This window comes from Streptomyces sp. NPDC003042, from assembly GCF_053591315.1.
On record NZ_JBSFTP010000014.1, the window covers coordinates 45,028 to 65,364 of the forward strand.

Consider the following 20,337-nt stretch of genomic DNA (forward strand, 5'->3'; position numbering starts at 1 on the left):
GGAGGAGGAATCAGACCTGGACGCGGTCGGCGACGACCTTCTCCAGCTTCGCCAAGGCCTCGTCACGCGGGACGCCGTTCTCCTGCGAACCGTCGCGGTAGCGGAAGGAGACCGTGCCCGCGGCCATGTCCTCGTCGCCGACGATGATCATGAACGGGACCTTGAGCTTCTGGTGGTTGCGGATCTTCTTCTGCATGCGGTCGGAGGAGGCGTCCACCTCGACCCGCAGGCCCTTCTTCTTCGCCTCGGCGGCGAACTCCTGGAGGTACTCCACGTGCCCGTCGCCGATCGGGATGCCGACCGCCTGGACCGGGGCCAGCCACGGCGGCATGGCGCCCGCGTAGTGCTCCAGCAGTACCGCGAAGAAGCGCTCGATCGAACCGAACAGCGCGCGGTGGATCATGACCGGCCGCTGGCGCGAGCCGTCCGCTGCGGTGTACTCCAGGTCGAAACGCTCCGGCAGGTTGAAGTCGAGCTGCACGGTCGACATCTGCCAGGTCCGGCCGATGGCGTCCCGTGCCTGCACCGAGATCTTCGGACCGTAGAAGGCGGCGCCGCCCGGGTCGGGGGTCAGCGGGAGGCCCTGCTTCTCGGCGACCTGCTGGAGGACCGAGGTGGCTTCCTCCCAGACCTCGTCCGAGCCGACGAACTTCTCCGGGTCCTTGGTCGACAGCTCCAGGTAGAAGTCGGTCAGACCATAGTCGCGGAGCAGGTTCAGCACGAAGGTGAGCGTGCGGTCGAGCTCCTCCGCCATCTGCTCACGGGTGCAGTAGATGTGCGCGTCGTCCTGGGTGAAGCCCCGGGCACGGGTCAGGCCGTGCACGACGCCGGACTTCTCGTACCGGTACACGGTGCCGAACTCGAAGAGACGCAGCGGCAGTTCGCGGTAGGACCGGCCGCGCGCGTCGAAGATCAGGTTGTGCATCGGGCAGTTCATGGGCTTGAGGTAGTAGTCGGTACCACCGTCGAGCTGCATGGGGGGGTACATGCCCTCCGCGTACCAGTCCAGGTGACCGCTCTTCTCGAAAAGCTGGCCCTTGGTCGCGTGGGGGGAGTAGACGAACTCGTAGCCCTCTTCCTCGTGCCGCTTGCGGCTGTAGTCCTCCATGGTCCGGCGGATGACGCCGCCGCGGGGGTGGAAGACGGCGAGGCCGGAACCGATCTCGTCGGGGATGGAGAAGAGGTCCAGCTCGTTGCCGAGCTTGCGGTGGTCGCGCTTCTCGGCCTCGGCGAGGAAGTCGAGGTGGGCCTTCAGCTCGTCCTTCGACGGCCACGCGGTGCCGTAGATGCGCTGGAGCATCGGGTTCTTCTCGCTGCCGCGCCAGTAGGCGGCCGCGTTGCGCATGAGCTTGAACGCCGGGATGTTGCGGGTGCTCGGCAGGTGGGGACCGCGGCAGAGGTCCTTCCAGCACAGCTCGCCGGTCTTCGCGTCGAGGTTGTCGTAGATGGTCAGCTCGCCGCCGCCCACCTCGACGTTCGCGCCGTCGTCGGTGGACGCGGAGCCCTTGATGCCGATGAGCTCCAGCTTGTACGGCTCGTCCGCGAGCTCCTCGCGCGCCGCCTCGTCGGTGACCACACGGCGGGCGAACTTCTGGCCGCGCTTCTGGATCTCCTGCATCTTCTTCTCGATGACCTTGAGGTCCTCGGGAGTGAAGGGCTTGGCGACGTCGAAGTCGTAGTAGAAGCCGTTCTGGACCGGCGGGCCGATGCCCAGCTTGGCCTCGGGGAAGAGCTCCTGCACGGCCTGCGCCATGACGTGCGCGGTCGAGTGGCGCAGGATGTTCAGGCCGTCCTCGGAGGAGATCTCCACCGGCTCGACGGTCTCGCCGTCCTTCACCTCGTAGCTGAGGTCCTTGAGCTCGCCCGCGACGCGCGCGGCGATGATGGTGCGCTCACCGGCGAACAGTTCGGCCGCCGTAGTGCCCGTGGCCACCACGCGCTCGTCCCGCTCGGAATCGCGTTGGATGATCACACGGACGTCTGACACCGGTCTCTCCTGACTCAGGGGGTGCGCGAGCGAACACTGCGCGCCTGAATCGTACCGAGCCGAGTGCCCGCGCCGCTAAACGGTTACCGGCGGGGCACGCTCAGGTCCGGCCCCGGACGCCGTGGCAGGACGGGCGGACCGGGCGCGGCGGGAGCCGCGGGTAGCGTGGGGGCTTCCGCCCGCGACCCGAAGGGACCCGTATGCCGAGCGTGCTCGTACGCCCGCTGGAGCTGACCGACGAGGCCACCGCTGCCGCCGTGCACCGGATCGGCCGGGCCGCGTACGCGGTGGAGGCGGAGCTGATCGGCTTCGACGGGATCCCGGCCTTGCGCGAGAGCCTCGCGGACATGCGGGCCCGGCCGCTGAGCTGGCTCGGGGCGGTGTCCGAGGGCGGCGACATCGCCGGCTTCCTCGCCTGGGAGGAGGAGCCCGGTGGCGGCGCCAGCATCGACCGGCTCTGCGTGGACCCGGCCTGGTTCCGCCGGGGCGTCGCCTCCCTGCTGCTGCGCCACGCCCTCACGGAGGTCTTCCCGGACCGCCCGGTCGAGGTCACGACGGGCGCGCACAACACGCCCGCGGTCACCCTGTACGAACGCCTGGGCTTCGTCCGCGCCGCGGACTTCTCCCCCGCCCCGGGCCTGCGCATGGCGTCCTTCCGCCATATCCCTTAGGGGGTGTGCGGTCACACCGGTAGGCTCCGGCGCAACGGGACCGCGCGGTCCCGCAGGGTGCGGGGCCGTGGCAGAGCGGTCCATTGCGATCCTGGGCACCGGAGGTCCCTGGTGCCCAGGACCAGCGGCCGACCGCCGGACCTGGCTGTCGGCCCCGCGGGTTCGAATCCCGTCGGCCCCGCACCCGAACTCTCCGGGTCGCCTAGTCTTCCCCGTCGTCCGAGGGCAGGACGTCCGTCGGGTCGAGCGCGGCGTCCAGGGACTTCATCAGGCGGTCCCGCTCGACCTCGTCCAGCGGGACCGGGGTCACCTCCACGACCCCGGTGAGCCGCCGGAAGCCGCCACGGCGCTGGAGGCGGCCGCTGACCCGGACCGGCATGTCCACGAGGTGGGCGTGGCCCGCGATCCGGTACGACTCCTCGTCCAGCGCGGCCCGTACGTACGAGACCTCCGCGCCCGAGAGCACCCGCAGGCGTACGGTCCCCCCGCCGCCGGCGGCCGAGCGCCGCATCCGCACCACCGCTCCGGCGATCCGTACGGGGACCGTCGGCTCGTCGCGCGTGTAGCGGACGGCGGCCGCCCGCAGTACCGGCAGGTCGCCGGGCGAGAACTCCACCGGCTCGGGCCTCGCCGCGCAGCCTGCCGGGACTCCGGCCGCCGGTGCCCAGGCCAGCGTGACGCGGGCGCCCTCCGAACCCCGGACCAGCGCGATGAGCGCGTCGGCGAGTTCCCGGCTGACGCCCGCCTCCACCGCCGCGTCGAAGGCCTCCATGCCGCCGGTGGCCCGCTGGTAGTCCACCGCCTCGCGCGCCGCGTGCAGGGCGTGGTGCAGCCGGGTCACGGGGCCCCTGCCGCCGTCGACCGGAACGTACGCGGTGAGCCTGCGTCCACCGGGTGAGGGCCCCACCAGTACGCCGTCCAGGGCGCGTTCGGCCTGGCCGCGGTGGCGCGCCCCGTAGTACCCGGCGCGGGCGCGGTCGGCGAGGGCCCCGGCCAGCAGCAACCGGCGGGCCGCCGTGCGGAGTTGTTCCTGGACCGTCCAGGCGGCCTCGGCCTGGAGTCCGTAGGGCCCTTGCGGTATCTCGCGCTCCCAGCGGATCTCGTCGCTGGGCACGCTCAGCCCGAACAGCACCTCGCGCGCCGACGGCAGCGCGCTGCGCGAGAGCGCGGTGAGCGCCTCTTCCAGCAGGTCCGCGCAGTCGGGGAAGGTCCGGCTGTCGGGCACGAGCAGGCTGGTTCCGGGGTGGCCCGGCGGCGTCCAGCGCCCGTAGCGGCCGGCCGCGCCGCCGCGCCGCAGCCATCCGTGGCGGCGCAGCAGCGCCCCGAGCACCTGCGGATCGACGTGCGCGGGGTCGGGCGTGCCCGGTGTGAACTCCGGGGACGACAGTGGTTCGAGGTGCGGCGGGTGCCAGTTCATCAGGGTGTCCCTCCCGACCCGACCCGGGTCATGATCTCGCACAGCGCCCGGTCGTCGAAGATCCGCGTGGTCGGGATCCGTACGGTGGTCCGGCGCCGGCCGGTCACGGGGTGTCCGGCGAGGTTGGTCCAGTAGCAGCAGTGCCGCAGGTCGAGCCGGTCGTGCCCGGCGCTGAGCCACTGCTCCCGCTCTCGCGGTACGAGCATCACGACGAGGATCTTGTGCACGGCGACCGGCGTGCGGGCCAGCTTCACCAGGTGCTCGTTGTCGAGGGTGAAGCCGAAGGTGGCGCCGGCCGGCCGCGGCGGTGTCTGGTAGGTCGCTTTCAGCTGCACCTTGACGGTGACCTCGTCGTCGACGACGTGCTCGGGTGCGCCGTGGCTGACGTGCCAGTCGATGCCGTTGTCCGGGAAGGGCTGGGAGAGCGAGCAGCCGGCGGCGGCCGCGACGGCGTGCAGGTATCCCACCTGGAGTGTCTCCATGCAGGCGGTGGTGGCGAGTGTGCCGCGCAGCGGTCCGGTTCGTGGATCGGTCTGTCCCTGCAGCACCCCGCCCGGTTCGGGCTGTGCGAGCGCCATGGCCGGCTCCCCATGCCTGTCGGGCTCTGCCTTCGGTGGTGTGTGGGTCTGCTGTGGTGCACGGGGTGACGACCGGTCATGTGCGCGGGCCCCCAGGGAAGTTGTCTCCGCAGCCGGGGGGTCGCAAACGGCGTACGGGCCAAACAGGCCGGGTATCACGGCTTCGGGCGAGGGCGGCGCGTTGCGTGGTGTGCCGATCATCTGCCCACCGGGGACGAGGAGTTCGCCATGACGCGCTGGTACGAAGGCCCGCTGGCCTCATTCGACACGGAGACGACCGGGGTGGACGTCGAGCGGGACCGCATCGTGTCCGCCGCGCTCGTCGTGCAGGAGTGTGCGGGCGGCCGGGTCCGCTCCACTCGCTGGCTGGTCAATCCCGGCATCCCGGTGCCTCCGGGTGCCACCGAAGTACACGGACTGACCGATGAGCACCTCCAGCGCCACGGCCGGTGGCCCGCGCCGGTGGTGGAGGAGATAGCCCGCGCGCTCGGCGAGCAGCAGGTGGCGGGCCGGCCACTGGTGGTGATGAACGCGCCGTTCGATCTGACGCTGCTGGACCGGGAGTTGCGCCGGCACCGGGCGTCGTCCCTGGCGCGCTATCTGGACAGCCGGCCGCTGACGGTGCTGGATCCGCGGGTGCTGGACAAGCATCTGGACCGCTACCGCAAGGGCCGCCGCACACTGACGGACCTGTGCGCGCACTACGGGATAGAGCTGGAGGGCGCGCACGACGCGTCGGCGGACGCGCTGGCCTCGCTGGAGCTCGTACGGGCGGTCGGGCGCAGGTTCGCGGCGCGGCTGGAGCGGCTGACCCCGGCCGAACTGCACACGCTCCAGGCGGTGTGGCACGCGGCGCAGGCGCGCGGGCTGCAGGCGTGGTTCACCCGGCAGGGCACTCCGGAGTCGGTGGATCCGCACTGGCCGCTGCGTCCGGAGCTGCCGCAGGCCGCGTAGCGCGCGGGCCGGAAAGTGCGGAAGGCCGGTCCGTCGTGAGACGGACCGGCCTGTCCCGGTGGGCGATACTGGGATCGAACCAGTGACCCCTTCGGTGTGAACGAAGTGCTCTCCCGCTGAGCTAATCGCCCGGGAACGCACTGAACAATACAAGAGGCGTGGGGTCTGTTCAAACCGCTTCCGGCGGAGTCTCCAGCCGGGCCGCGAGGCCGCGCTGCCCGCCCCGCATCATGAGCGCGTGGTTGAGCCGGAACAGCGGCCGTGCGGGCAGTGCGAACCACCGCAACAGGGGCGCCCGGACCTCGACCTCCTGTTCGTAGAGCGCCCGCGTACGGGCGGCGCCGGGTCCGCCGCGCGGGCGTACGGTCCACCGCGCCCAGCCGTCGATGTCCCCGCGCAGCGCCACTTCGAGCACACCCCGGGAGGGGTCGCGGAGCAGGCCGGTGAGGGTGACGTGGAGGCCGTACGGGAGGGCCGAGCGGATCAGGGCGGCGCCGGTGTGTTCGTCGACCGGCTCGACCCGGCGGACTTGGGGCCACCAGGCGGGGTACTGCCCGGCGTCCTCCAGGACGGAATAGACGAGCGGGGGCGGGGCGTCGAGGTCCCACACGGTGCGGAAGCGGTAGTGCGTCCAGCGGTGCATGCCTTCAGTCTGGCCCGCCCGGGCCCTCCGCGTGCGCGTACCGCCGTACTCGGCGTACTCAGGCGGGATCTGAGTACGCGCGCCCATGTCCTGATGACGTGACGGGCACCACACTCCGGCTATGAACACCCCTTTGACGCCGGCCGAAGAGCTGGCGCTCATCGACGGCGAGCTGGCCCGACTCGACGCCCGTCGGCTGTACTTGATGACCCGCCGCGACTGGTTGCTGCACCTCCTGCGACAGCAGGCGCCGCCGTGGGCGGCTCCGGGAACGCCCGCGGGGGCGCCCGCGGCGGCGCGGGGAGCCTCGGCCGCGAGTGCCCAGACCGTGCTGCTGACCCTGGGCGCGGTGCTGCTGGCGATCGCCGCGCTGGCCTTCACTCTCGTCAGCTGGGGCTCCCTCGGCATCGTCGGGCGTTCGGCGGTGCTGGCCGTCGTGACGGCGGCCGCGCTCGCCGCTCCCGCCGCACTGCTGCGCCGGGGACTGCGGTCGACCGCCGAGTCGGTCGCGGCGGTCGGGCTGCTGCTGACGGTCCTGGACGCGTACGCGGTGCACGCGGTCGGCCTGCCCGACCTCGACGGTGGCGTGTACGCGGCGGGGGCGGCGGCGGTACTGGCGGGGCTGTGGGCGCTCTACGGATCGGTGCTGGCGAAGCTGCGGCTGCCGATGCTCGCGGCGGTGACGGCGGCGCAGCTGCCGCTGCCGCTGGCGGCCGCCGCCGCCGGGGCGGATCCGATGGAGGCCGGCTGGGCCCTGCTGGCGACGGCGGCCCTGGACGTGGTCCTGGCGGTCACGGTGATCCGCCGGCCGGTGCGCGTGGCGGCGTGGGTGACGGCGGCCGTGGTGGGCGGGGTCGCGCTGCTGACGGGGCTGGCGGTGTCCCTGGACGAGCCGGGGGCGGTGGATCCGGCGCTGCTGCTGGCGGCGGGCGGTGTGCTGGGTGTGGCGGCGGCCTGGCGGGAGCCGCGGGCTTCGGCGGCGGCGCTGGTCGGGGCGCTGTCGGCGGTGGCGGCGGTCGGAGCGGTGGTCCCGGTCGGGCGGGACGCCGAGGGGGCCGAGTGGTCGGTGGTGGTCCACCTGGGCGCGGCGCTGGCGCTGCTGGCGGTGGTACAGGCGACCGTGCTGCCGAAGCAGGTCCGGCGCGGGCTGTTGTGGGCCGGGGCGGGGGTGGCCGCGCTGGCGGCCTTGGCGGGAGTGCCCGCCGCGCTGGTGGTGCTGGCGTCCCGGACCGTGGTGCTGGGTGAGGTGTGGGCGGCGACGACGCCTCGGCCGTCCGGGTACGGGCCGGGGGCGGCGCTCGCGGTGACCCTGCTGCTCGTGGCGGGGGCGGGCTGGTGGCCGGCCCGGGAGCCGGCGCGCCGTGAAGCCGCGGTGGTGGCCGTGGTGGCCGTGGTGTGCGGCTGGGCGGGGCTGTTCGTGGCGCCGGTGCTGCTCGGGCTGCCGGTGGCGGCGGTACTCACGGCGCAGGTGGCGGTGACGGCGGCCGTCGGGCTGCTCGCGCTGCGGGCCCCGGCACGGGCGGTCGGCTGGACGGCCGGGGCGTGTGCGGTCGCGGGAGCCGTGAGCGTGTCCGTCGCCGCGCTGGACGGCCGCGCGGCCACCTTCGCGGTGTTCGGGGTGCTCGGCGTCGGCTGTGCGCTGGGAGCGGCGTACGGGCCCGCCGCGCGGCTGCCGGTCCGGGCGGGCGGCGCGGTCCCGGCCGTCGGGTACGCCGCGTCGATGGTGGTGGCTCTGGCCGCGCTGCTGGACCTCGCCCTGTCGTGGCGCGGGGTGGCGGTGCTGGCCGTCCCCGCGGTGGTCATGGCTCTCGCCCCCCGGCTGGGACCGGTACGGGTCCCAGCGGAGGCCGCCGCGGCGGTGACCGCGCTGATCGCCCTGGCCCTGACGGTCGGGGACGCCCCGGTGCTGGCGCTCGCCCTCGCGCTGGCCGGGGTACTCTGCGCGGCCACGGCGCTGCGCGCGGACCGGCGTCGCCTCGGCTGGGCCGCCGGGGCGCTGTTCGTGGCGGCGACGTGGGTCCGGCTGGCCGCCTCGGGGGTGGCGGAGCCCGAGGCGTACACGCTGCCGGTGTCGGTTCTGGCGCTGGCCGTGGGGTTCCTGGGCCGCCGCCGTGATCCGGCGGCCTCGTCCTGGTCGGCGTACGGGCCGGGGCTGGGGGCGACCCTGCTCCCGAGCCTGGCCGCCGCCTGGGGGGACGCGCACTGGCTGCGCCCGCTGCTGCTGGGCGTGGCGGCACTGACCGTGACCCTGCTGGGCGCGCACCGGCGGCTCCAGGCGCCGCTGCTGCTGGGCGGCGCCACCCTGGCGGCGGTGGCCCTGCACGAGCTGGCCCCGTACGTCGTGCAGGTCGTGGGCGTGCTGCCGCGCTGGCTGCCGCCGGCGCTGGCGGGCCTGCTGCTGCTGGTGGTGGGGGCGACGTACGAGAAGCGGCTGCGCGATGCCCGCAGGCTCCGGGAGGCGCTCGGCAGGCTCCGCTGACCGGGCCGGGCCGCAGGGGACACGACAAGGGCCCGGAGACTCTCACGAGTCTCCGGGCCCTTGATCCAGGTGGGCGATACTGGGTTCGAACCAGTGACCCCTTCGGTGTGAACGAAGTGCTCTCCCACTGAGCTAATCGCCCGGACGCACCGCAAACATTACCGCATGTCAGCGGTGCTCTCCGACCATGCCGGCCGGTCACTGGTTCTTGATGTTCCAGGGCAGTGCGAGGCCGTACTTCCACAGGTAGAAGCCGATCAGGACGCCCGCGACGGCCAGGCCGACGCTGGTCAGGATGATGTTGCGGCGCCGCACCTTCGGGTCGAGCGCCTTCTGCGCGGCCTCGCTCACCTTGCGCTTGGTCCAGCGCAGGGCGAGGTGGGCCCAGGCGAACTCGGTGGCCCAGATCGCCAGCCCGGCGAAGATGGCGACCCAGCCGGGGCCCGGCAGCACCAGCATGGCGACACCGGCGCCGATGACGGCCAGGCCGACGACGAAGACGCCGACCTGCCAGCTCAGGTGCAGGCTGCGGCGGGCCTTGATGAAGGCCGGCGCCTTGGACACGTGCGGCGCCTCCGTGGCGGCCGGCCCGCCGCCGACGGAATCATTGCTCTCTCGGTCACTCCCCGTATTCATGAGGAGGAATCTACCCGAGCCGGAAGCACACGTGAATGCGGCTTTGGATCCGCCGTCCGAGGGACCCAGAGGTCCGCAAAACGGTCAGAGGGGTTTACAACGGCACCGTAGGTGGCATGTCGATTTCGCCGACGTGCGAATCCCCGAGCGCACACTGAGCGAAAGGCCCTGGCGCTTATGAACACCACGGTCAGCTGCGAGCTGCACCTGCGCCTCGTTGTGTCGAGCGAGTCCTCACTGCCTGTTCCCGCGGGCCTGCGGTATGACACGGCCGACCCCTACGCCGTGCACGCCACCTTCCACACCGGCGCCGAGGAGACGGTCGAATGGGTATTCGCCCGCGACCTCCTCGCGGAGGGCCTCCACCGGCCCACCGGTACCGGCGACGTCCGGGTCTGGCCGTCCCGCAGCCACGGTCAGGGCGTCGTCTGCATCGCCCTGAGCTCACCGGAGGGAGAAGCACTGCTCGAAGCACCAGCGCGAGCACTCGAGTCGTTCCTCAAGCGGACGGACGCCGCGGTTCCACCCGGGACCGAGCACCGGCACTTCGACCTCGACAAGGAGCTCTCCCACATCCTGGCCGAAAGCTGAGCCAGGCCTACAGCCGCTCGACACCGTCCGACTCGGGGCGACGGTGCGGGTCGGACAACCACATACGGACGACGTGCCGGCGCTGTTCTCGCGGAAGCCAACCGCGGGGGCGGCGCCGGTGCGCTGTGAGGCACCCCCGCCCGGTTCATCCGCCGGGTACCCCCTTGGGAGGAACCGCTAGAGTCGGCCCCCAGCGGCGGCAGCGGCCCGTCGCCGCAGGCCCGGCCCTCAAGGGAGCGACCCCGTGCAGATCCCCCACGACACCCGTCGCGCGCTCGACGTCGTCGTCGCGCTGGTGAACACCGCGGCCGAGCCGGGCCGGCCCGACGGACTGTCGGACGTAGCGGCGCTGCGCGCCTTCGTCCGGGAGTACGCGATCAGCGATGTCGGCGAGCTCGGCGCCCGCGACCTGGCCGGCGTCCGGACCGTGCGGGGGAAGTTCGCACAGGTCTTCGCGGCACCGAACTCCCGTGCGGCGGCCGCACTGATCAACGAGCTGGTCGCCACGGCCGGCACCACCCCCCAGCTGACCGACCACGACGGTTATGACTGGCACGTGCACTACTTCGCGCCGGGCGCGTCGGTGGGCGACCACCTGGCGGCGGACGGCGGCATGGCGCTGGCCTTCATCGTGGTCTCCGGCGAGGAGGAGCGGCTGCGCCGCTGCGAGGCCCCGGACTGCCGGCGGGCCTTCGTGGACCTCTCGCGGAACCGTTCGCGCCGCTACTGCGACAGCCGGACCTGCGGAAACCGCCTGCACGTGGCGGCGTACCGGGCGCGCCGCAAGGAGGCGGACGCCCACCCGACGGGCTCAGAGCAGGAAAAGGTCGTGCACGGCGGCGAGCAGCAGCAGCATTCCGATCACTCCTAGGAAGATCATCAGCGGCGGCTGGGAGAGCGCGAAGAGACAGCCTCGCGCTTCTTGGGCGAGGGGTGCCTCGGCGGCGGGGACGGGAGTCGGGGGCTCACCCTGCGATGTGTCGAGCATGTCGGCCCGATGATCGCGCAGGGCGCCTCGAATCCCCCCTCAACACGCCGCCCGTTGTCATCAGTTCAGGTGGTTTCCCGCGACTCCTCCCCCGGTGGGCACCGAACCGCGCTAAGGCCTGGCCGGACGCCCCCCTGGACCTTGTGCTGTGACCGGAAAGGTTTGCCGGATCGCGGCCCCCGGCACGGCACCTCGCGGCGTTGTCGGACCGCGCAAGTACGTCCAGTACGAGCCGCGGTCCTCCGCCTTGCGATGCACCCCACCGGACGCCGCGACCCGGCAAACCGTTCCGGCCACAGCACTAGATGCCGTGCTTCTTGAGGATGGCCTCGATGTCGGAGAAGTCTTCCGCCGGGGCGGCCTGGGATGTCTGGGGCTTCTGGGGCTTCTGGCCGGTGGCGGGCGAGGAGGCGCTGGGCGCGACCGCCTTCCGGGCCGGGGATCCCTTGGTCGCCTTGGGGGCCTTCGCGGGCTTCGGGGCCTTGCCCAGGGCGCGGCGCTCCACGGTCCGGGTGGTCATGAAGAGCAGCCAGGCCAGGCCCAGCAGGCCGAAGCCGATCCAGACGGTCGGCCTGAAGACGACCCCGGCCGCCCACTGCACGAGGCCGGTCATCACCAGGCCGACCGGCACCAGCGCGTACGCCGCGATCCGCGTGGCGGCGAGGAACCGCCTGCGGTACGCGGTGAGCGCGGCGATGCCCAGGCCGGCCGCGGACACCGCGGAACATATGGTCTCGGCAAGCATGCGGGCCTCCGGCTCTCGGCGCGTGGGTGATCGGTCCCTTCCATCCTGCACCGGTCACGGCCGTTCGGGCCATGCCCGCAGGGCCGGCCGTGCGGATCTCCGGGGCATCTCCGGGTCCGGCCTCCTCCCCAGGTCCCGGTCGGTACCCCTGGCGCGGCCTGGGAGACTGTCCGTATGACCGATTCCGTGATCCTCGACGTCTGGTGCGAACTCCAGTGTCCGGACTGCCACAGCGCCCTGGACGACGTACGCGCCCTGCGGGCCCGCTACGGCGACCGGCTGGACATCCGGCTGCGCCACTTCCCGCTGGACAAGCACAAGCACTCCTTCGCCGCCGCCCAGGCCGCCGAGGAGGCCGCGGAGCAGGGGCATGGCTGGCCGTACGCCGAGGCCGTGCTGGCGAAGGCCGCCGAGCTGGGCGAGCGCGGCGAGGCCGTGCTGCTCGACGTGGCGCGCGAACTGGGCCTGGATGTCGAGGAGTTCGACACGGCCCTGATCGACGGCCGGCACATCCTGATCGTCGACGCCGACCACGCCGAGGGCAAGGCCATCGGCGTGACCGGCACCCCGACCTACGTGATCGGCGGCGAGCGCCTCGACGGCGGCAAGAGCCAGGAGGGCCTGCGCGCCCGGATCGAGGAGATCGCGGACCGCCTGCTGGCCGGGGCCGACGAGGCCTAGTGGTGCTGTGAACCTCGCCGGTCACAGCACTAGATCAGGTCCTTGGCGTGGTTGATGGTGGTGGGCCGGTAGCCGAGGGACTCGTAGAGCCGCAGGGCCGGGGTGTTGCCGGCGAAGACCTGGAGGGCCAGGAGGCGGTAGCCCCCGGCGAGGGCAAGGCGCTCGGCCAGGAGCATCAGGTGGCGGCCGTGCCCCCGGCCCCGGTGCTCGGCTGCGACCTCGATGTCGTAGATGTACGAGCCTTCCTCGTACGGCGCGGTCCAGACGTGGCCGACGGGGGTGCCCGCCGCCTCCAGGACGGCGATGGTGACGCCCGGGGAGGCCAGTCCCCGCGGGAGGTTCCTCTCGTGGTCGGCCGCGGACTTCGCGCGGGCGGCGTCCGCCGGCATGCCGCGGGTGATCCATTCGTCGGCGTACGCCTCCAGCGCCCCGGCGTACCAGACCTCGTACTCGACTTCGGTCATGGGGCGCCCGGCGACCCCCTCGGGCAGGGCGGGCGGCTCGGCCGGGAGGTCCTTGGCCAGGTACCGGCTGTACTCGGTGTACCCGAGGGCCTCGGCCATCCGCAGCCCGCCCGCCGAGCCGGCCGGGACCGCGACCCGTACCCGGCGGCAGCCCCAGCCGCGCAGTACCTCCTCGGCGGCGAGCGCCGCGACCGTCGCCCGGCCGCGCCGCCGGTCGGGTTCGTCGATGGCCAGGTCACGGATCTCGCCGACCGCCGGCCCGAAGGGCGTGTCGGAGGCGATCAGCAGCGCGCCGACGCGCCTGCTGTTGACGCGGACCTCGTACGGGCGCGAGCGCCCGCCGCCGTCGCTCTGCTGAAGCGGCCCGCTCGGCCGCAGGGTGGTGGTCATCAGTCGAGTTCTACCCGCCCTGCGGCCCTGTGGCTACGGAGTTGCCCGGTTACGGGTCGAGGTCGGAGGCGGCCCGCTCGTCGAAGACCCGCATCGCCTTGGCGGTGACGGGGCCGGGGGCGGCCGCCAGGACGCGCCCGTCGAGCCGGTGGACGGCCTGTACGTCGCGCAGGGTCGAGGTCAGGAAGATCTCCTCGGCCTGCTCCAGCGCCTCGAAGGGCAGGTCGGTCTCCTTCGCTCCGGTCCACTGGACGGCGAGGGCCCGGGTGATGCCCGCGAGGCAGCCAGAGGCCACGGGCGGGGTGTGCAGTTCGCCGTCCAGGACGACGAAGACGTTGGAGCCCGTGCCCTCGCAGAGCCGCCCGACGGTGTTGGCGAAGAGGGCCTCGGAGGCACCCGCCCGGTGCGCCCGGTCCAGGGCGACCACGTTCTCCGCGTACGAGGTGGTCTTCAGGCCGGTCAGCGCGGAGCGCTCGTTGCGCACCCACGGCACGGTGATCACGGCGGTGCTGTCGGGGCGCCGGGCGGTCTCGCCGACGGCGACGACCAGGGTGGGCCCGGCCTCGCCGCGGTCGGAGCCGAGCGGGGACAGGCCGCCGGTGTAGGTGATCCGCAGCCGGCCGAGCGGCATCGGGTTGGCCTCCAGGACGGCGGCGCAGGCGCGGCGCACCTCGTCGAGGTCCGGGTCGGGCAGGCCCAGGCCGCGGGCCGAGCGGGTCAGCCGGTCCAGGTGGCGGGTGAGTGCGAAGAGCGTCCCGTGCTGGGCCTTGAGGGTCTCGAAGACACCGTCCCCCACGGTCAGCCCGTGGTCCAGTACGGACACCTTGGCGTCCTCGGCGTCCCGCAGTGTTCCGTCGAGCCAGATCCTCACCGTACGGTCCCTCCACTTTCACTCAGCCCGGGGGCGTGTGTGCCCGACGCTACCGCGAGCAGCCGGGCGGCCTTGAGCTCGGTCTCCGCCCACTCGCGGTCGGGGTCGGAGCCCCAGGTGATCCCGGCGCCCGTGCCGAAGCAGAGCCGGGGGCCGCCGGGCGCCTCGCGGTCGATCCAGAAGGTACGGATGCCGACGGCGAGCCCGGCGGTGCGCCGGTCCGCGTCGACCCAGCCGATGCCGCCGCAGTAGGGGCCGCGGGGGGCGGTCTCCAGGGCCTCGATGATCCGCAGCGCGGAGGACTTGGGCGCGCCGGTGACGGAGCCGGGCGGGAAGGTGGCGGCCAGCAGCTCGGGCCAGCCGGCCCCGTCGGCGAGCTCGCCGCTGACGGTGGAGACGAGGTGCACCAGGCCCGGATGCTCCTCCACGGCGCACAGCTCGGGGACGGTGACGGTGCCGGTGGCGCAGACACGGCCGAGGTCGTTGCGTACGAGGTCCACGATCATCACGTTCTCGGCGTGGTCCTTGGGCAGCAGGTCGGAGACGGTGCGGCCGGTGCCCTTGATGGGGCCGGACGTGACGTGACGGCCGGAGCGGCTCAGGTACAGCTCCGGGGAGGCGGTGGCGATCTCCACGCCGTGGGCGGGAAGCCGAATCGTTCCGGCGTAGGGGGCCGGGTTGCCGCGCGCGAGGACGGCGGTGAGCGCGTCGACGTCGCCGTCCAGGCCGGTCGCGGAGGTCCGCGGGAGCGGCGCGGACATCACCCGGCAGAGATTGGCCTGGTAGACGTCGCCGGCGGCTATGTGCTCGCGGATGCGGCGGACGCCGGCGACGTACGCGGCACGGTCGAGCGAGGAGGACCACTGGTCGGGGTCGGGGCCGCGCCAGGCCCCGGGGACGGGCGCGGGCACGGGATCGGGGCGCACGTCCCCGAAGCGCGCGCAGACGAGCCGACCTTCGAAGTCGGCGGCCACCGCCCAGAACCCTGTGGAGTCGAGGGCGGCGGGGTCACTGGTGACATCTCGGAGGTCGGTCGCGAGAAGGCCGCCGAAGCGGGCCAGAGGAGGCAGGTCGTGCACGGCTGCGAGTCTATGACCGGTGACGCGATGGCGCCGGTGAGGTGATGGCGAGGTGATGGCTAGGTGACTGCTGGTGATCGAGCGGCAGCACGCTGCGGAAACGCGTTTTTGAGCTGGCCCGGGAATCCGCTAGAGTTCAACTCGTCGCCAGGGAGCGAAGGGGCAAACCCCCGGAGCGACCACGGTGACCTGCGGACGTAGCTCAGTTGGTAGAGCACCACCTTGCCAAGGTGGATGTCGCGAGTTCGAGTCTCGTCGTCCGCTCGAAGTGGGGGATTTCTTCCCGAGAACCCCTGCGGCTCCATGGTGGAGTGGCCGAGAGGCGAGGCAACGGCCTGCAAAGCCGTCTACACGGGTTCAAATCCCGTCTCCACCTCCAAGGACGATTAGCTCAGCGGGAGAGCGCTTCCCTGACACGGAAGAGGTCACTGGTTCAATCCCAGTATCGTCCACTGGTCCGCGAGGATCCCCGCGCGATTAGCTCAGCGGGAGAGCGCTTCCCTGACACGGAAGAGGTCACTGGTTCAATCCCAGTATCGCGCACGCAGCACCCGCAGTACTCGCTTCACCTGTTCCACCTGCGGCTTTCCAGCCGTGCCCGCGCGATTAGCTCAGCGGGAGAGCGCTTCCCTGACACGGAAGAGGTCACTGGTTCAATCCCAGTATCGCGCACCATCCGAAAGCCCCGGCCGTCTCGACGGCCGGGGCTTTCGCGTTCGGCGCCACGAAGGGCGTGAGAAAGGGTGCTGCCCGTCCGACTCCCCAGCCGTACGGGCAGCACCCTTCACCTGCCGTCCGCCGCTCCCCCGTCCCCACGGGGTACGACGGGCCGATGTCGCGGCCCGGGCCGCTCTCCCGGGCCTGGAGCGCCGCTCAGCGCCCCAGCATCACGCCCACGGACGACGCCTGCGCCACCACCTGCTCGAAACCTCCGAAGAGGAAGAGCAGGACAGCGGCCAGGGGGAGCACCATGGCCGCGGCCACCAGTGGGTGGCGCGTACCGGACTCATGGCCGTTGAACGCGAATGCCTTGCGTCCCTGCCGTGCGATGTCCGCCATGGTCCTCTCCCTGTCGTCTGGCAGCGGCGGGCTTGTGACCTCGGGGGACGAGTGCTCCACCCGCCGCTTGTCCTCAACACTAGGCGCGCGCAAGGCCCCTGGCCTCATGCCCTCGTACCCATTGCCAGGCCTCCGGGAGGATGAGGCCCGGCCCCCCGCGTACTCCCCTGGGTGGAGACCGGTCCCCCGGTATGAGGGTCTTCCCGGAGGGGATGAGCGGAGGGTGGTGACTTCGCTCACTTCCGTCACTCCCCGCACACGCGCGCCCTCCTGCGCCGCGTGGACGCGCCCCTGCGGCCGCCTGCGCCGGTCCGGCCGGCGAAGGCCCGCCGCGTAGGACCGTTCCGGCGCCAATCACCGTGGGGCCAGGGCCGTTTGGGCGTACGGCCGGTCCGTGGCCGATGGTGGCCGCTCCGGCGTCGAAACCCTCAAGTGGCCTGCCCGTACTGACAATCGAATCCCGCGGCGAGGGCGCGGCCTCTGAGCGCGCATGCCGGATGGTCCGTAAGCTGTGCAAGGTCAACAGGACGACCGGTCAGCGGGGTGGACATGGCGATGATGCGGCTCCGGCGCGAGGACCCGCGTGTCGTCGGCTCGTTCAGACTGCACCGACGGCTCGGCGCGGGCGGCATGGGCGTGGTCTACCTGGGATCCGACCGGCGCGGACAGCGCGTCGCGCTCAAGGTGATCCGGCCTGATCTGGCCGAGGACCAGGAGTTCCGCTCCCGTTTCGCACGCGAGGTCTCCGCCGCCCGAAGGATCCGGGGCGGGTGTACGGCGCGGCTGGTGGCCGCCGACCTGGACGCCGAGCGTCCCTGGTTCGCCACCCAGTACGTGCCCGGCCCCTCCCTGCACGACAAGGTGGCCGAGGAAGGCGCCCTGACGGCCGCCCAGATCGCCGCCATCGGCGCCGCGCTCTCCGAGGGGCTCGTCGCCGTGCACGAGGCGGGAGTGGTCCACCGGGACCTGAAGCCGTCGAACATCCTGCTGTCCCCCAAGGGCCCCCGGATCATCGACTTCGGCATCGCCTGGGCCACCGGCGCCAGCACGCTCACCCATGTGGGCACCGCCGTCGGCTCCCCCGGCTTCCTCGCGCCCGAACAGGTGCGCGGCGCCGCCGTCACCCCGGCCACCGACGTCTTCGCGCTCGGCGCCACCCTCGCGTACGCGGCGACCGCCGACTCGCCCTTCGGGCACGGCAGTTCCGAGGTCATGCTCTACCGCGTGGTGCACGAGGAGCCCGCGCTCCAGGGGGTGCCGGACGCCCTCGCGCCCCTGGTCCGCGCCTGCCTGGCCAAGGATCCCGAGGAGCGGCCCAGCACGCTCCAGCTGTCGATGCGGCTGAAGGAGATCGCGGCCCGCGAGGCACAGGGGCTCGGCGACGGGCGCCCGCCGGCGCAGCGCGTGCGCGCCGAGCGGCCCGCGGGCCGGCCGGGCGAGGGGACGGAGCGGACGGAGCGGGCCGACCGGGCCGACCACTACGCAGACCAGCGCACGGAGCGTCGTACGGGGGACGCCACCCCCACCCCGAGAGCGCGGGGGCCGCACAGCGGGCCGCACTCGCGGCCCTCGTCCCCCCGCAACCCCGGCTCCACGGCAGGCCGTACGGGCGGGCGCCCCGCTCCGCGGACGACCGGCACGGGGCGGCGCCCCGCCCGGCCGGATCCGAGGCTGCTGCGGCAGCGGCTGATCGTGTTCGTCGTGGTGACCCTGATCGTGGCGCTGGGCATCGCCTTCGCGCAGAAGATCTAGTAGTAGGTCCGGGGGACCGGCTACGGGCGGCGGGCGGCGGCCACCGCGTAGAAGGCGACGGCCGCCGCCGCGCCCACGTTCAGCGAGTCCACCCCGTGTGCCATGGGGATCCGTACCCATTCGTCGGCGGCGACCAGCGCCTGCGTGGACAGGCCGTCGCCCTCCGCGCCGAGCATCAGCGCGACCCGGTCCTGGGACTGGCGGACGGCCTCGTCGATCGGCGAGGCCTTCTCGTGCGGAGTGAGGGCGAGCAGCTTGAAGCCGGCCTCCCGCACCGAGTCCAGGCTCCTGGGCCAGGCTTCGAGGCGGGCGTAGGGGACGGAGAACACCGCGCCCATGGAGACCTTCACCGACCGGCGGTAGAGCGGGTCCGCGCAGTCGGGCGACAGCAGGACCGCGTCCATTCCGAGGGCGGCGGCGCTGCGGAAGATGGCCCCGATGTTGGTGTGGTCGTTGACCGCTTCCATGATGGCCACGCGCCGGGTCGTGGTGAGGAGTTCCTCGGCCGTCGGCAGCGGCTTGCGCTGCATCGAGGCGAGGGCGCCGCGGTGCACGTGGTAGCCGGTGACGCGCTCGGCGAGCTCCGGGGTGACGGCGTAGACCGGGGCCGGGAGTTCGTCGATGACGTCGCGCATGACGTCGACCCACTTGGCGGAGAGCAGCATCGACCGCATCTCGTAACCGGCGTCCTTGGCCCGTCTGATGACCTTCTCGCCCTCGGCGATGAAGAGGCCTTCCGCGGGCTCGCGCCGACGCCGGAGTTCGACGTCGGTCAGGCCCGTGTAGTCGCGCAGGCGCGGGTCGTCGGGGTCTTCGACGGTGATGAGATCAGCCACAGGGTGATACTGCCTTGTCCTGGGTGCGGTGCCAACGGCCTGTCAGGCGCTGGTGGTGGGGGCGGTGGGGACCGCGGGGGCCGCCGGGACGGCCGGGGTTCCCACGCGGACGACCTCGCCGATGACGATGACCGCGGGCGGGCGGATCTCCTCGGCGCGGACGGTCGCGCCGACGGTGGCGAGGGTGGCGTCCACCCGGCGCTGGGTGGCCGTGGTGCCCTCCTGGATCACCGCGACCGGAGTGTCGGCGGAGCGGCCGTGACGGACCAGGGCCTCGGCGATCAGGCCGATCTTGTCGACGCCCATGAGGATCACCAGGGTGCCGGTGAGCTTGGCGAGGGAGGCCCAGTCCACGAGGGAGCGCGGGTCGTCGGGGCCGACGTGGCCGCTGACCACGGTGAACTCGTGCGCCACACCGCGGTGCGTGACCGGGATCCCGGCCGCGCCGGGCACGGAGATGGAGCTGGAGATGCCGGGGACGACGGTGCAGGAGATGCCGGCCTCGGCGAGGGCCTGGAGTTCCTCCATGCCGCGGCCGAAGACGTACGGGTCCCCGCCCTTGAGCCGGACCACGGCCTTGCCCGCCTTGGCGTGCTCGATCAGGGCGTTGTTGATGGCCTCCTGGGCCATGAAACGGCCGTACGGGATCTTCGCGGCGTCGATGACCTCGACGTGCGGGGGGAGCTCGTCGAGGAGGTCGCGGGGGCCGAGCCGGTCGGCGATGACCACGTCGGCCTCGGCCAGCAGGCGGCGGCCGCGCACGGTGATCAGGTCCGGGTCGCCGGGGCCGCCGCCGACGAGGGCGACGCCGGGGGTGTGGGCGCGGCGGTGGGCGGGCGCGACCAGGGAGCCGTCGCGCAGGCCCTCCACGACCGCGTCCCGGACGGCGGCGGAACGGCGCGGGTCGTTGCCGGTCAGTACGGCCACGGTGACGCCGTCGACGCGGCCGGTGGCCGGGGTCCAGGCGGTGGCCGCCTCGGCGTCGTCGGCGCGCACGCACCACACGCGCCGTGCCTCGGCCTCGGCGGAGGCCCGGTCGTTGGCCGCGCGGTCCCGGGTGGCGATCAGGACGTACCAGGCGTCGGTGAGGTCGCCGTCCTCGTAGCGGCGGCGCTCCCAGCGGATCTCGCCGGTCTCCGCCATCGCGTCCACCGAGGGGGTCGCGGAGGGGGAGATCAGCAGGACGTCGGCGCCGGCCGCGATGAGCGAGGGGAGGCGGCGCTGCGCGACCTGGCCGCCGCCGATGACGACGACGCGGCGCCCGGCCAGGCGGAGTCCGACGGGATAGGCGGGGTATGCCGGGTTTGCCATGGCGGTTGCGGCTCCTGATGCGGCGAGTCTGGGTCAGCGGGGCCGCTGCTGCGCTGGAGCGGCGTGTCGGGGCGTGAGGTGCGGTCGCCCGTCCGGGACCACGATACGACCCATCCCCGCCGGTGGTCCCTGCGGGGCGGCTGCTTTCCCCCGAAACCGGAGCCTGCCGGTGCCCGTGGGCGGGCCTCGCCCGGGGCGGGGGCGG

General features: G+C 73.0%; 19 protein-coding genes, 7 tRNA genes and 1 pseudogene. 13 read left to right on the plus strand and 14 right to left on the minus strand.

The genetic code is table 11. From position 1 onward, the window contains the following. Window positions 1-10 precede the first annotated feature (10 nt). Entirely contained in the window at window positions 11-1,987 is a 1,977-nt protein-coding gene (gene thrS / locus ACWDYJ_RS10785) for a threonine--tRNA ligase (RefSeq protein ID WP_451565170.1), read from the minus strand. A gap of 200 nt (window positions 1,988-2,187) precedes the next feature. On the opposite strand from thrS, the gene ACWDYJ_RS10790 reads away from it, so the two are divergent. Together ACWDYJ_RS10790 and ACWDYJ_RS10795 are read left to right on the plus strand one after the other, a co-directional pair. After that, window positions 2,188-2,658 carry a GNAT family N-acetyltransferase gene (locus ACWDYJ_RS10790; RefSeq protein ID WP_451565171.1) on the plus strand — a complete coding sequence of 157 codons (471 nt, stop codon included), beginning with the start codon at window positions 2,188-2,190 and terminating at the stop codon, window positions 2,656-2,658. Window positions 2,659-2,719: 61 nt separating this feature from the next. Beyond that, a pseudogene (locus tag ACWDYJ_RS10795) lies at window positions 2,720-2,839 on the plus strand. Between the two features lie 21 nt (window positions 2,840-2,860). Here the strand turns inward: ACWDYJ_RS10795 and ACWDYJ_RS10800 are convergent. Both ACWDYJ_RS10800 and ACWDYJ_RS10805 read right to left on the minus strand, forming a co-directional pair. Further along, window positions 2,861-4,075, minus strand: coding sequence for a hypothetical protein (locus ACWDYJ_RS10800; RefSeq protein ID WP_451565172.1), 1,215 nt, complete (start codon window positions 4,073-4,075; stop codon window positions 2,861-2,863). Further along, on the minus strand, window positions 4,075-4,653 hold the full coding sequence (locus tag ACWDYJ_RS10805) for a DUF4365 domain-containing protein (protein WP_451565173.1): 579 nt from the start codon (window positions 4,651-4,653) through the stop codon (window positions 4,075-4,077). Before ACWDYJ_RS10805 ends, ACWDYJ_RS10800 begins: the two co-directional genes overlap by 1 nt. 228 nt (window positions 4,654-4,881) lie before the next feature. Between ACWDYJ_RS10805 and ACWDYJ_RS10810 the strand changes: the two genes are divergently transcribed. Next, window positions 4,882-5,607: an exonuclease domain-containing protein gene (locus ACWDYJ_RS10810; protein WP_451565174.1), complete on the plus strand. Its 726-nt coding sequence runs from the start codon at window positions 4,882-4,884 to the stop codon at window positions 5,605-5,607. 59 nt (window positions 5,608-5,666) lie between these two features. Here ACWDYJ_RS10810 and ACWDYJ_RS10815 read toward each other — a convergent pair. Beyond that, window positions 5,667-5,738 (minus strand) — tRNA-Val (locus ACWDYJ_RS10815). Window positions 5,739-5,776: 38 nt separating this feature from the next. Next, the gene (locus ACWDYJ_RS10820; protein ID WP_451565175.1) at window positions 5,777-6,250 is read right to left on the minus strand and encodes an SRPBCC family protein; all 474 of its coding nucleotides are present in this window, start codon (window positions 6,248-6,250) and stop codon (window positions 5,777-5,779) included. Between the two features lie 121 nt (window positions 6,251-6,371). On the opposite strand from ACWDYJ_RS10820, the gene ACWDYJ_RS10825 reads away from it, so the two are divergent. Next, window positions 6,372-8,729, plus strand: a complete 2,358-nt coding sequence (locus ACWDYJ_RS10825) for an SCO7613 C-terminal domain-containing membrane protein (RefSeq protein WP_451565176.1) — start codon at window positions 6,372-6,374, stop codon at window positions 8,727-8,729. 70 nt (window positions 8,730-8,799) lie between these two features. Here ACWDYJ_RS10825 and ACWDYJ_RS10830 read toward each other — a convergent pair. Continuing rightward, window positions 8,800-8,871 (minus strand) — tRNA-Val (locus ACWDYJ_RS10830). Between the two features lie 56 nt (window positions 8,872-8,927). After that, a complete protein-coding gene (locus ACWDYJ_RS10835; RefSeq protein ID WP_451565177.1) occupies window positions 8,928-9,365 on the minus strand; it encodes a TIGR02611 family protein in 438 nt (145 codons plus the stop codon). A 177-nt stretch (window positions 9,366-9,542) separates the two neighbouring features. On the opposite strand from ACWDYJ_RS10835, the gene ACWDYJ_RS10840 reads away from it, so the two are divergent. Together ACWDYJ_RS10840 and ACWDYJ_RS10845 are read left to right on the plus strand one after the other, a co-directional pair. Then, window positions 9,543-9,956, plus strand: coding sequence for an SsgA family sporulation/cell division regulator (locus ACWDYJ_RS10840; RefSeq protein WP_030011909.1), 414 nt, complete (start codon window positions 9,543-9,545; stop codon window positions 9,954-9,956). A gap of 244 nt (window positions 9,957-10,200) precedes the next feature. Beyond that, window positions 10,201-10,827 (plus strand): CGNR zinc finger domain-containing protein, encoded by a 627-nt coding sequence (locus tag ACWDYJ_RS10845; protein ID WP_451565178.1) that lies wholly within the window; start codon window positions 10,201-10,203, stop codon window positions 10,825-10,827. A 418-nt stretch (window positions 10,828-11,245) separates the two neighbouring features. On the opposite strand, the gene ACWDYJ_RS10850 is transcribed toward ACWDYJ_RS10845, so the two are convergent. Next, window positions 11,246-11,689: a hypothetical protein gene (locus tag ACWDYJ_RS10850; protein WP_451565179.1), complete on the minus strand. Its 444-nt coding sequence runs from the start codon at window positions 11,687-11,689 to the stop codon at window positions 11,246-11,248. 174 nt (window positions 11,690-11,863) lie between these two features. On the opposite strand from ACWDYJ_RS10850, the gene ACWDYJ_RS10855 reads away from it, so the two are divergent. Continuing rightward, window positions 11,864-12,370 carry a DsbA family protein gene (locus tag ACWDYJ_RS10855; RefSeq protein ID WP_451565180.1) on the plus strand — a complete coding sequence of 169 codons (507 nt, stop codon included), beginning with the start codon at window positions 11,864-11,866 and terminating at the stop codon, window positions 12,368-12,370. Between the two features lie 29 nt (window positions 12,371-12,399). Here ACWDYJ_RS10855 and ACWDYJ_RS10860 read toward each other — a convergent pair whose 3' ends face one another. Genes ACWDYJ_RS10860 through ACWDYJ_RS10870 form a run of 3 tightly spaced genes read right to left on the minus strand, consistent with a single transcriptional unit; the run spans window position 12,400 to window position 15,174 of the window. Next, a complete protein-coding gene (locus tag ACWDYJ_RS10860; RefSeq protein WP_451565181.1) occupies window positions 12,400-13,224 on the minus strand; it encodes a GNAT family N-acetyltransferase in 825 nt (274 codons plus the stop codon). Window positions 13,225-13,273: 49 nt separating this feature from the next. Further along, window positions 13,274-14,095, minus strand: coding sequence for an aminotransferase class IV (locus ACWDYJ_RS10865; protein WP_451565182.1), 822 nt, complete (start codon window positions 14,093-14,095; stop codon window positions 13,274-13,276). Then, window positions 14,092-15,174, minus strand: a complete 1,083-nt coding sequence (locus tag ACWDYJ_RS10870) for a chorismate-binding protein (protein WP_451565183.1) — start codon at window positions 15,172-15,174, stop codon at window positions 14,092-14,094. Before ACWDYJ_RS10870 ends, ACWDYJ_RS10865 begins: the two co-directional genes overlap by 4 nt. Before the next feature lie 191 nt (window positions 15,175-15,365). Here ACWDYJ_RS10870 and ACWDYJ_RS10875 point away from each other — a divergent pair. The 5 genes from ACWDYJ_RS10875 (at window position 15,366) to ACWDYJ_RS10895 (ending at window position 15,849) form a co-directional block, all read left to right on the plus strand. Beyond that, window positions 15,366-15,438: transfer RNA gene (locus tag ACWDYJ_RS10875), tRNA-Gly, on the plus strand. 41 nt (window positions 15,439-15,479) lie between these two features. After that, window positions 15,480-15,553: transfer RNA gene (locus ACWDYJ_RS10880), tRNA-Cys, on the plus strand. Window position 15,554: 1 nt separating this feature from the next. Further along, window positions 15,555-15,626 (plus strand) — tRNA-Val (locus ACWDYJ_RS10885). 19 nt (window positions 15,627-15,645) lie between these two features. Then, window positions 15,646-15,717: transfer RNA gene (locus ACWDYJ_RS10890), tRNA-Val, on the plus strand. Between the two features lie 57 nt (window positions 15,718-15,774). Next, window positions 15,775-15,849, plus strand: a tRNA-Val gene (locus ACWDYJ_RS10895). Between the two features lie 198 nt (window positions 15,850-16,047). Here the strand turns inward: ACWDYJ_RS10895 and ACWDYJ_RS10900 are convergent. Beyond that, window positions 16,048-16,257, minus strand: a complete 210-nt coding sequence (locus ACWDYJ_RS10900; protein ID WP_451565229.1) for a hypothetical protein — start codon at window positions 16,255-16,257, stop codon at window positions 16,048-16,050. 525 nt (window positions 16,258-16,782) lie between these two features. Here ACWDYJ_RS10900 and ACWDYJ_RS10905 point away from each other — a divergent pair. After that, entirely contained in the window at window positions 16,783-17,985 is a 1,203-nt protein-coding gene (locus ACWDYJ_RS10905; RefSeq protein WP_451565184.1) for a protein kinase domain-containing protein, read from the plus strand. A 20-nt stretch (window positions 17,986-18,005) separates the two neighbouring features. On the opposite strand, the gene ACWDYJ_RS10910 is transcribed toward ACWDYJ_RS10905, so the two are convergent. Together ACWDYJ_RS10910 and cobA are read right to left on the minus strand one after the other, a co-directional pair. Continuing rightward, window positions 18,006-18,821: a TrmH family RNA methyltransferase gene (locus tag ACWDYJ_RS10910; protein ID WP_451565185.1), complete on the minus strand. Its 816-nt coding sequence runs from the start codon at window positions 18,819-18,821 to the stop codon at window positions 18,006-18,008. Window positions 18,822-18,863: 42 nt separating this feature from the next. Beyond that, a complete protein-coding gene (gene cobA, locus ACWDYJ_RS10915) occupies window positions 18,864-20,132 on the minus strand; it encodes a uroporphyrinogen-III C-methyltransferase (protein ID WP_451565186.1) in 1,269 nt (422 codons plus the stop codon). Window positions 20,133-20,337: the final 205 nt, after the last annotated feature.

What these genes read in the sequence shown, in the direction of transcription:
- ACWDYJ_RS10790 (WP_451565171.1), top strand. Translation starts at nt 2,188, where the DNA reads ATGCCGAGCGTGCTCGTACGCCCGCTGGAGCTGACCGACGAGGCCACC.
- ACWDYJ_RS10800 (WP_451565172.1), bottom strand. Translation starts at nt 4,075, where the DNA reads ATGAACTGGCACCCGCCGCACCTCGAACCACTGTCGTCCCCGGAGTTC.
- ACWDYJ_RS10805 (WP_451565173.1), bottom strand. Translation starts at nt 4,653, where the DNA reads ATGGCGCTCGCACAGCCCGAACCGGGCGGGGTGCTGCAGGGACAGACC.
- ACWDYJ_RS10810 (WP_451565174.1), top strand. Translation starts at nt 4,882, where the DNA reads ATGACGCGCTGGTACGAAGGCCCGCTGGCCTCATTCGACACGGAGACG.
- ACWDYJ_RS10820 (WP_451565175.1), bottom strand. Translation starts at nt 6,250, where the DNA reads ATGCACCGCTGGACGCACTACCGCTTCCGCACCGTGTGGGACCTCGAC.
- ACWDYJ_RS10825 (WP_451565176.1), top strand. Translation starts at nt 6,372, where the DNA reads ATGAACACCCCTTTGACGCCGGCCGAAGAGCTGGCGCTCATCGACGGC.
- ACWDYJ_RS10835 (WP_451565177.1), bottom strand. Translation starts at nt 9,365, where the DNA reads ATGAATACGGGGAGTGACCGAGAGAGCAATGATTCCGTCGGCGGCGGG.
- ACWDYJ_RS10840 (WP_030011909.1), top strand. Translation starts at nt 9,543, where the DNA reads ATGAACACCACGGTCAGCTGCGAGCTGCACCTGCGCCTCGTTGTGTCG.
- ACWDYJ_RS10850 (WP_451565179.1), bottom strand. Translation starts at nt 11,689, where the DNA reads ATGCTTGCCGAGACCATATGTTCCGCGGTGTCCGCGGCCGGCCTGGGC.
- ACWDYJ_RS10855 (WP_451565180.1), top strand. Translation starts at nt 11,864, where the DNA reads ATGACCGATTCCGTGATCCTCGACGTCTGGTGCGAACTCCAGTGTCCG.
- ACWDYJ_RS10860 (WP_451565181.1), bottom strand. Translation starts at nt 13,224, where the DNA reads ATGACCACCACCCTGCGGCCGAGCGGGCCGCTTCAGCAGAGCGACGGC.
- ACWDYJ_RS10905 (WP_451565184.1), top strand. Translation starts at nt 16,783, where the DNA reads ATGGCGATGATGCGGCTCCGGCGCGAGGACCCGCGTGTCGTCGGCTCG.
- cobA (WP_451565186.1), bottom strand. Translation starts at nt 20,132, where the DNA reads ATGGCAAACCCGGCATACCCCGCCTATCCCGTCGGACTCCGCCTGGCC.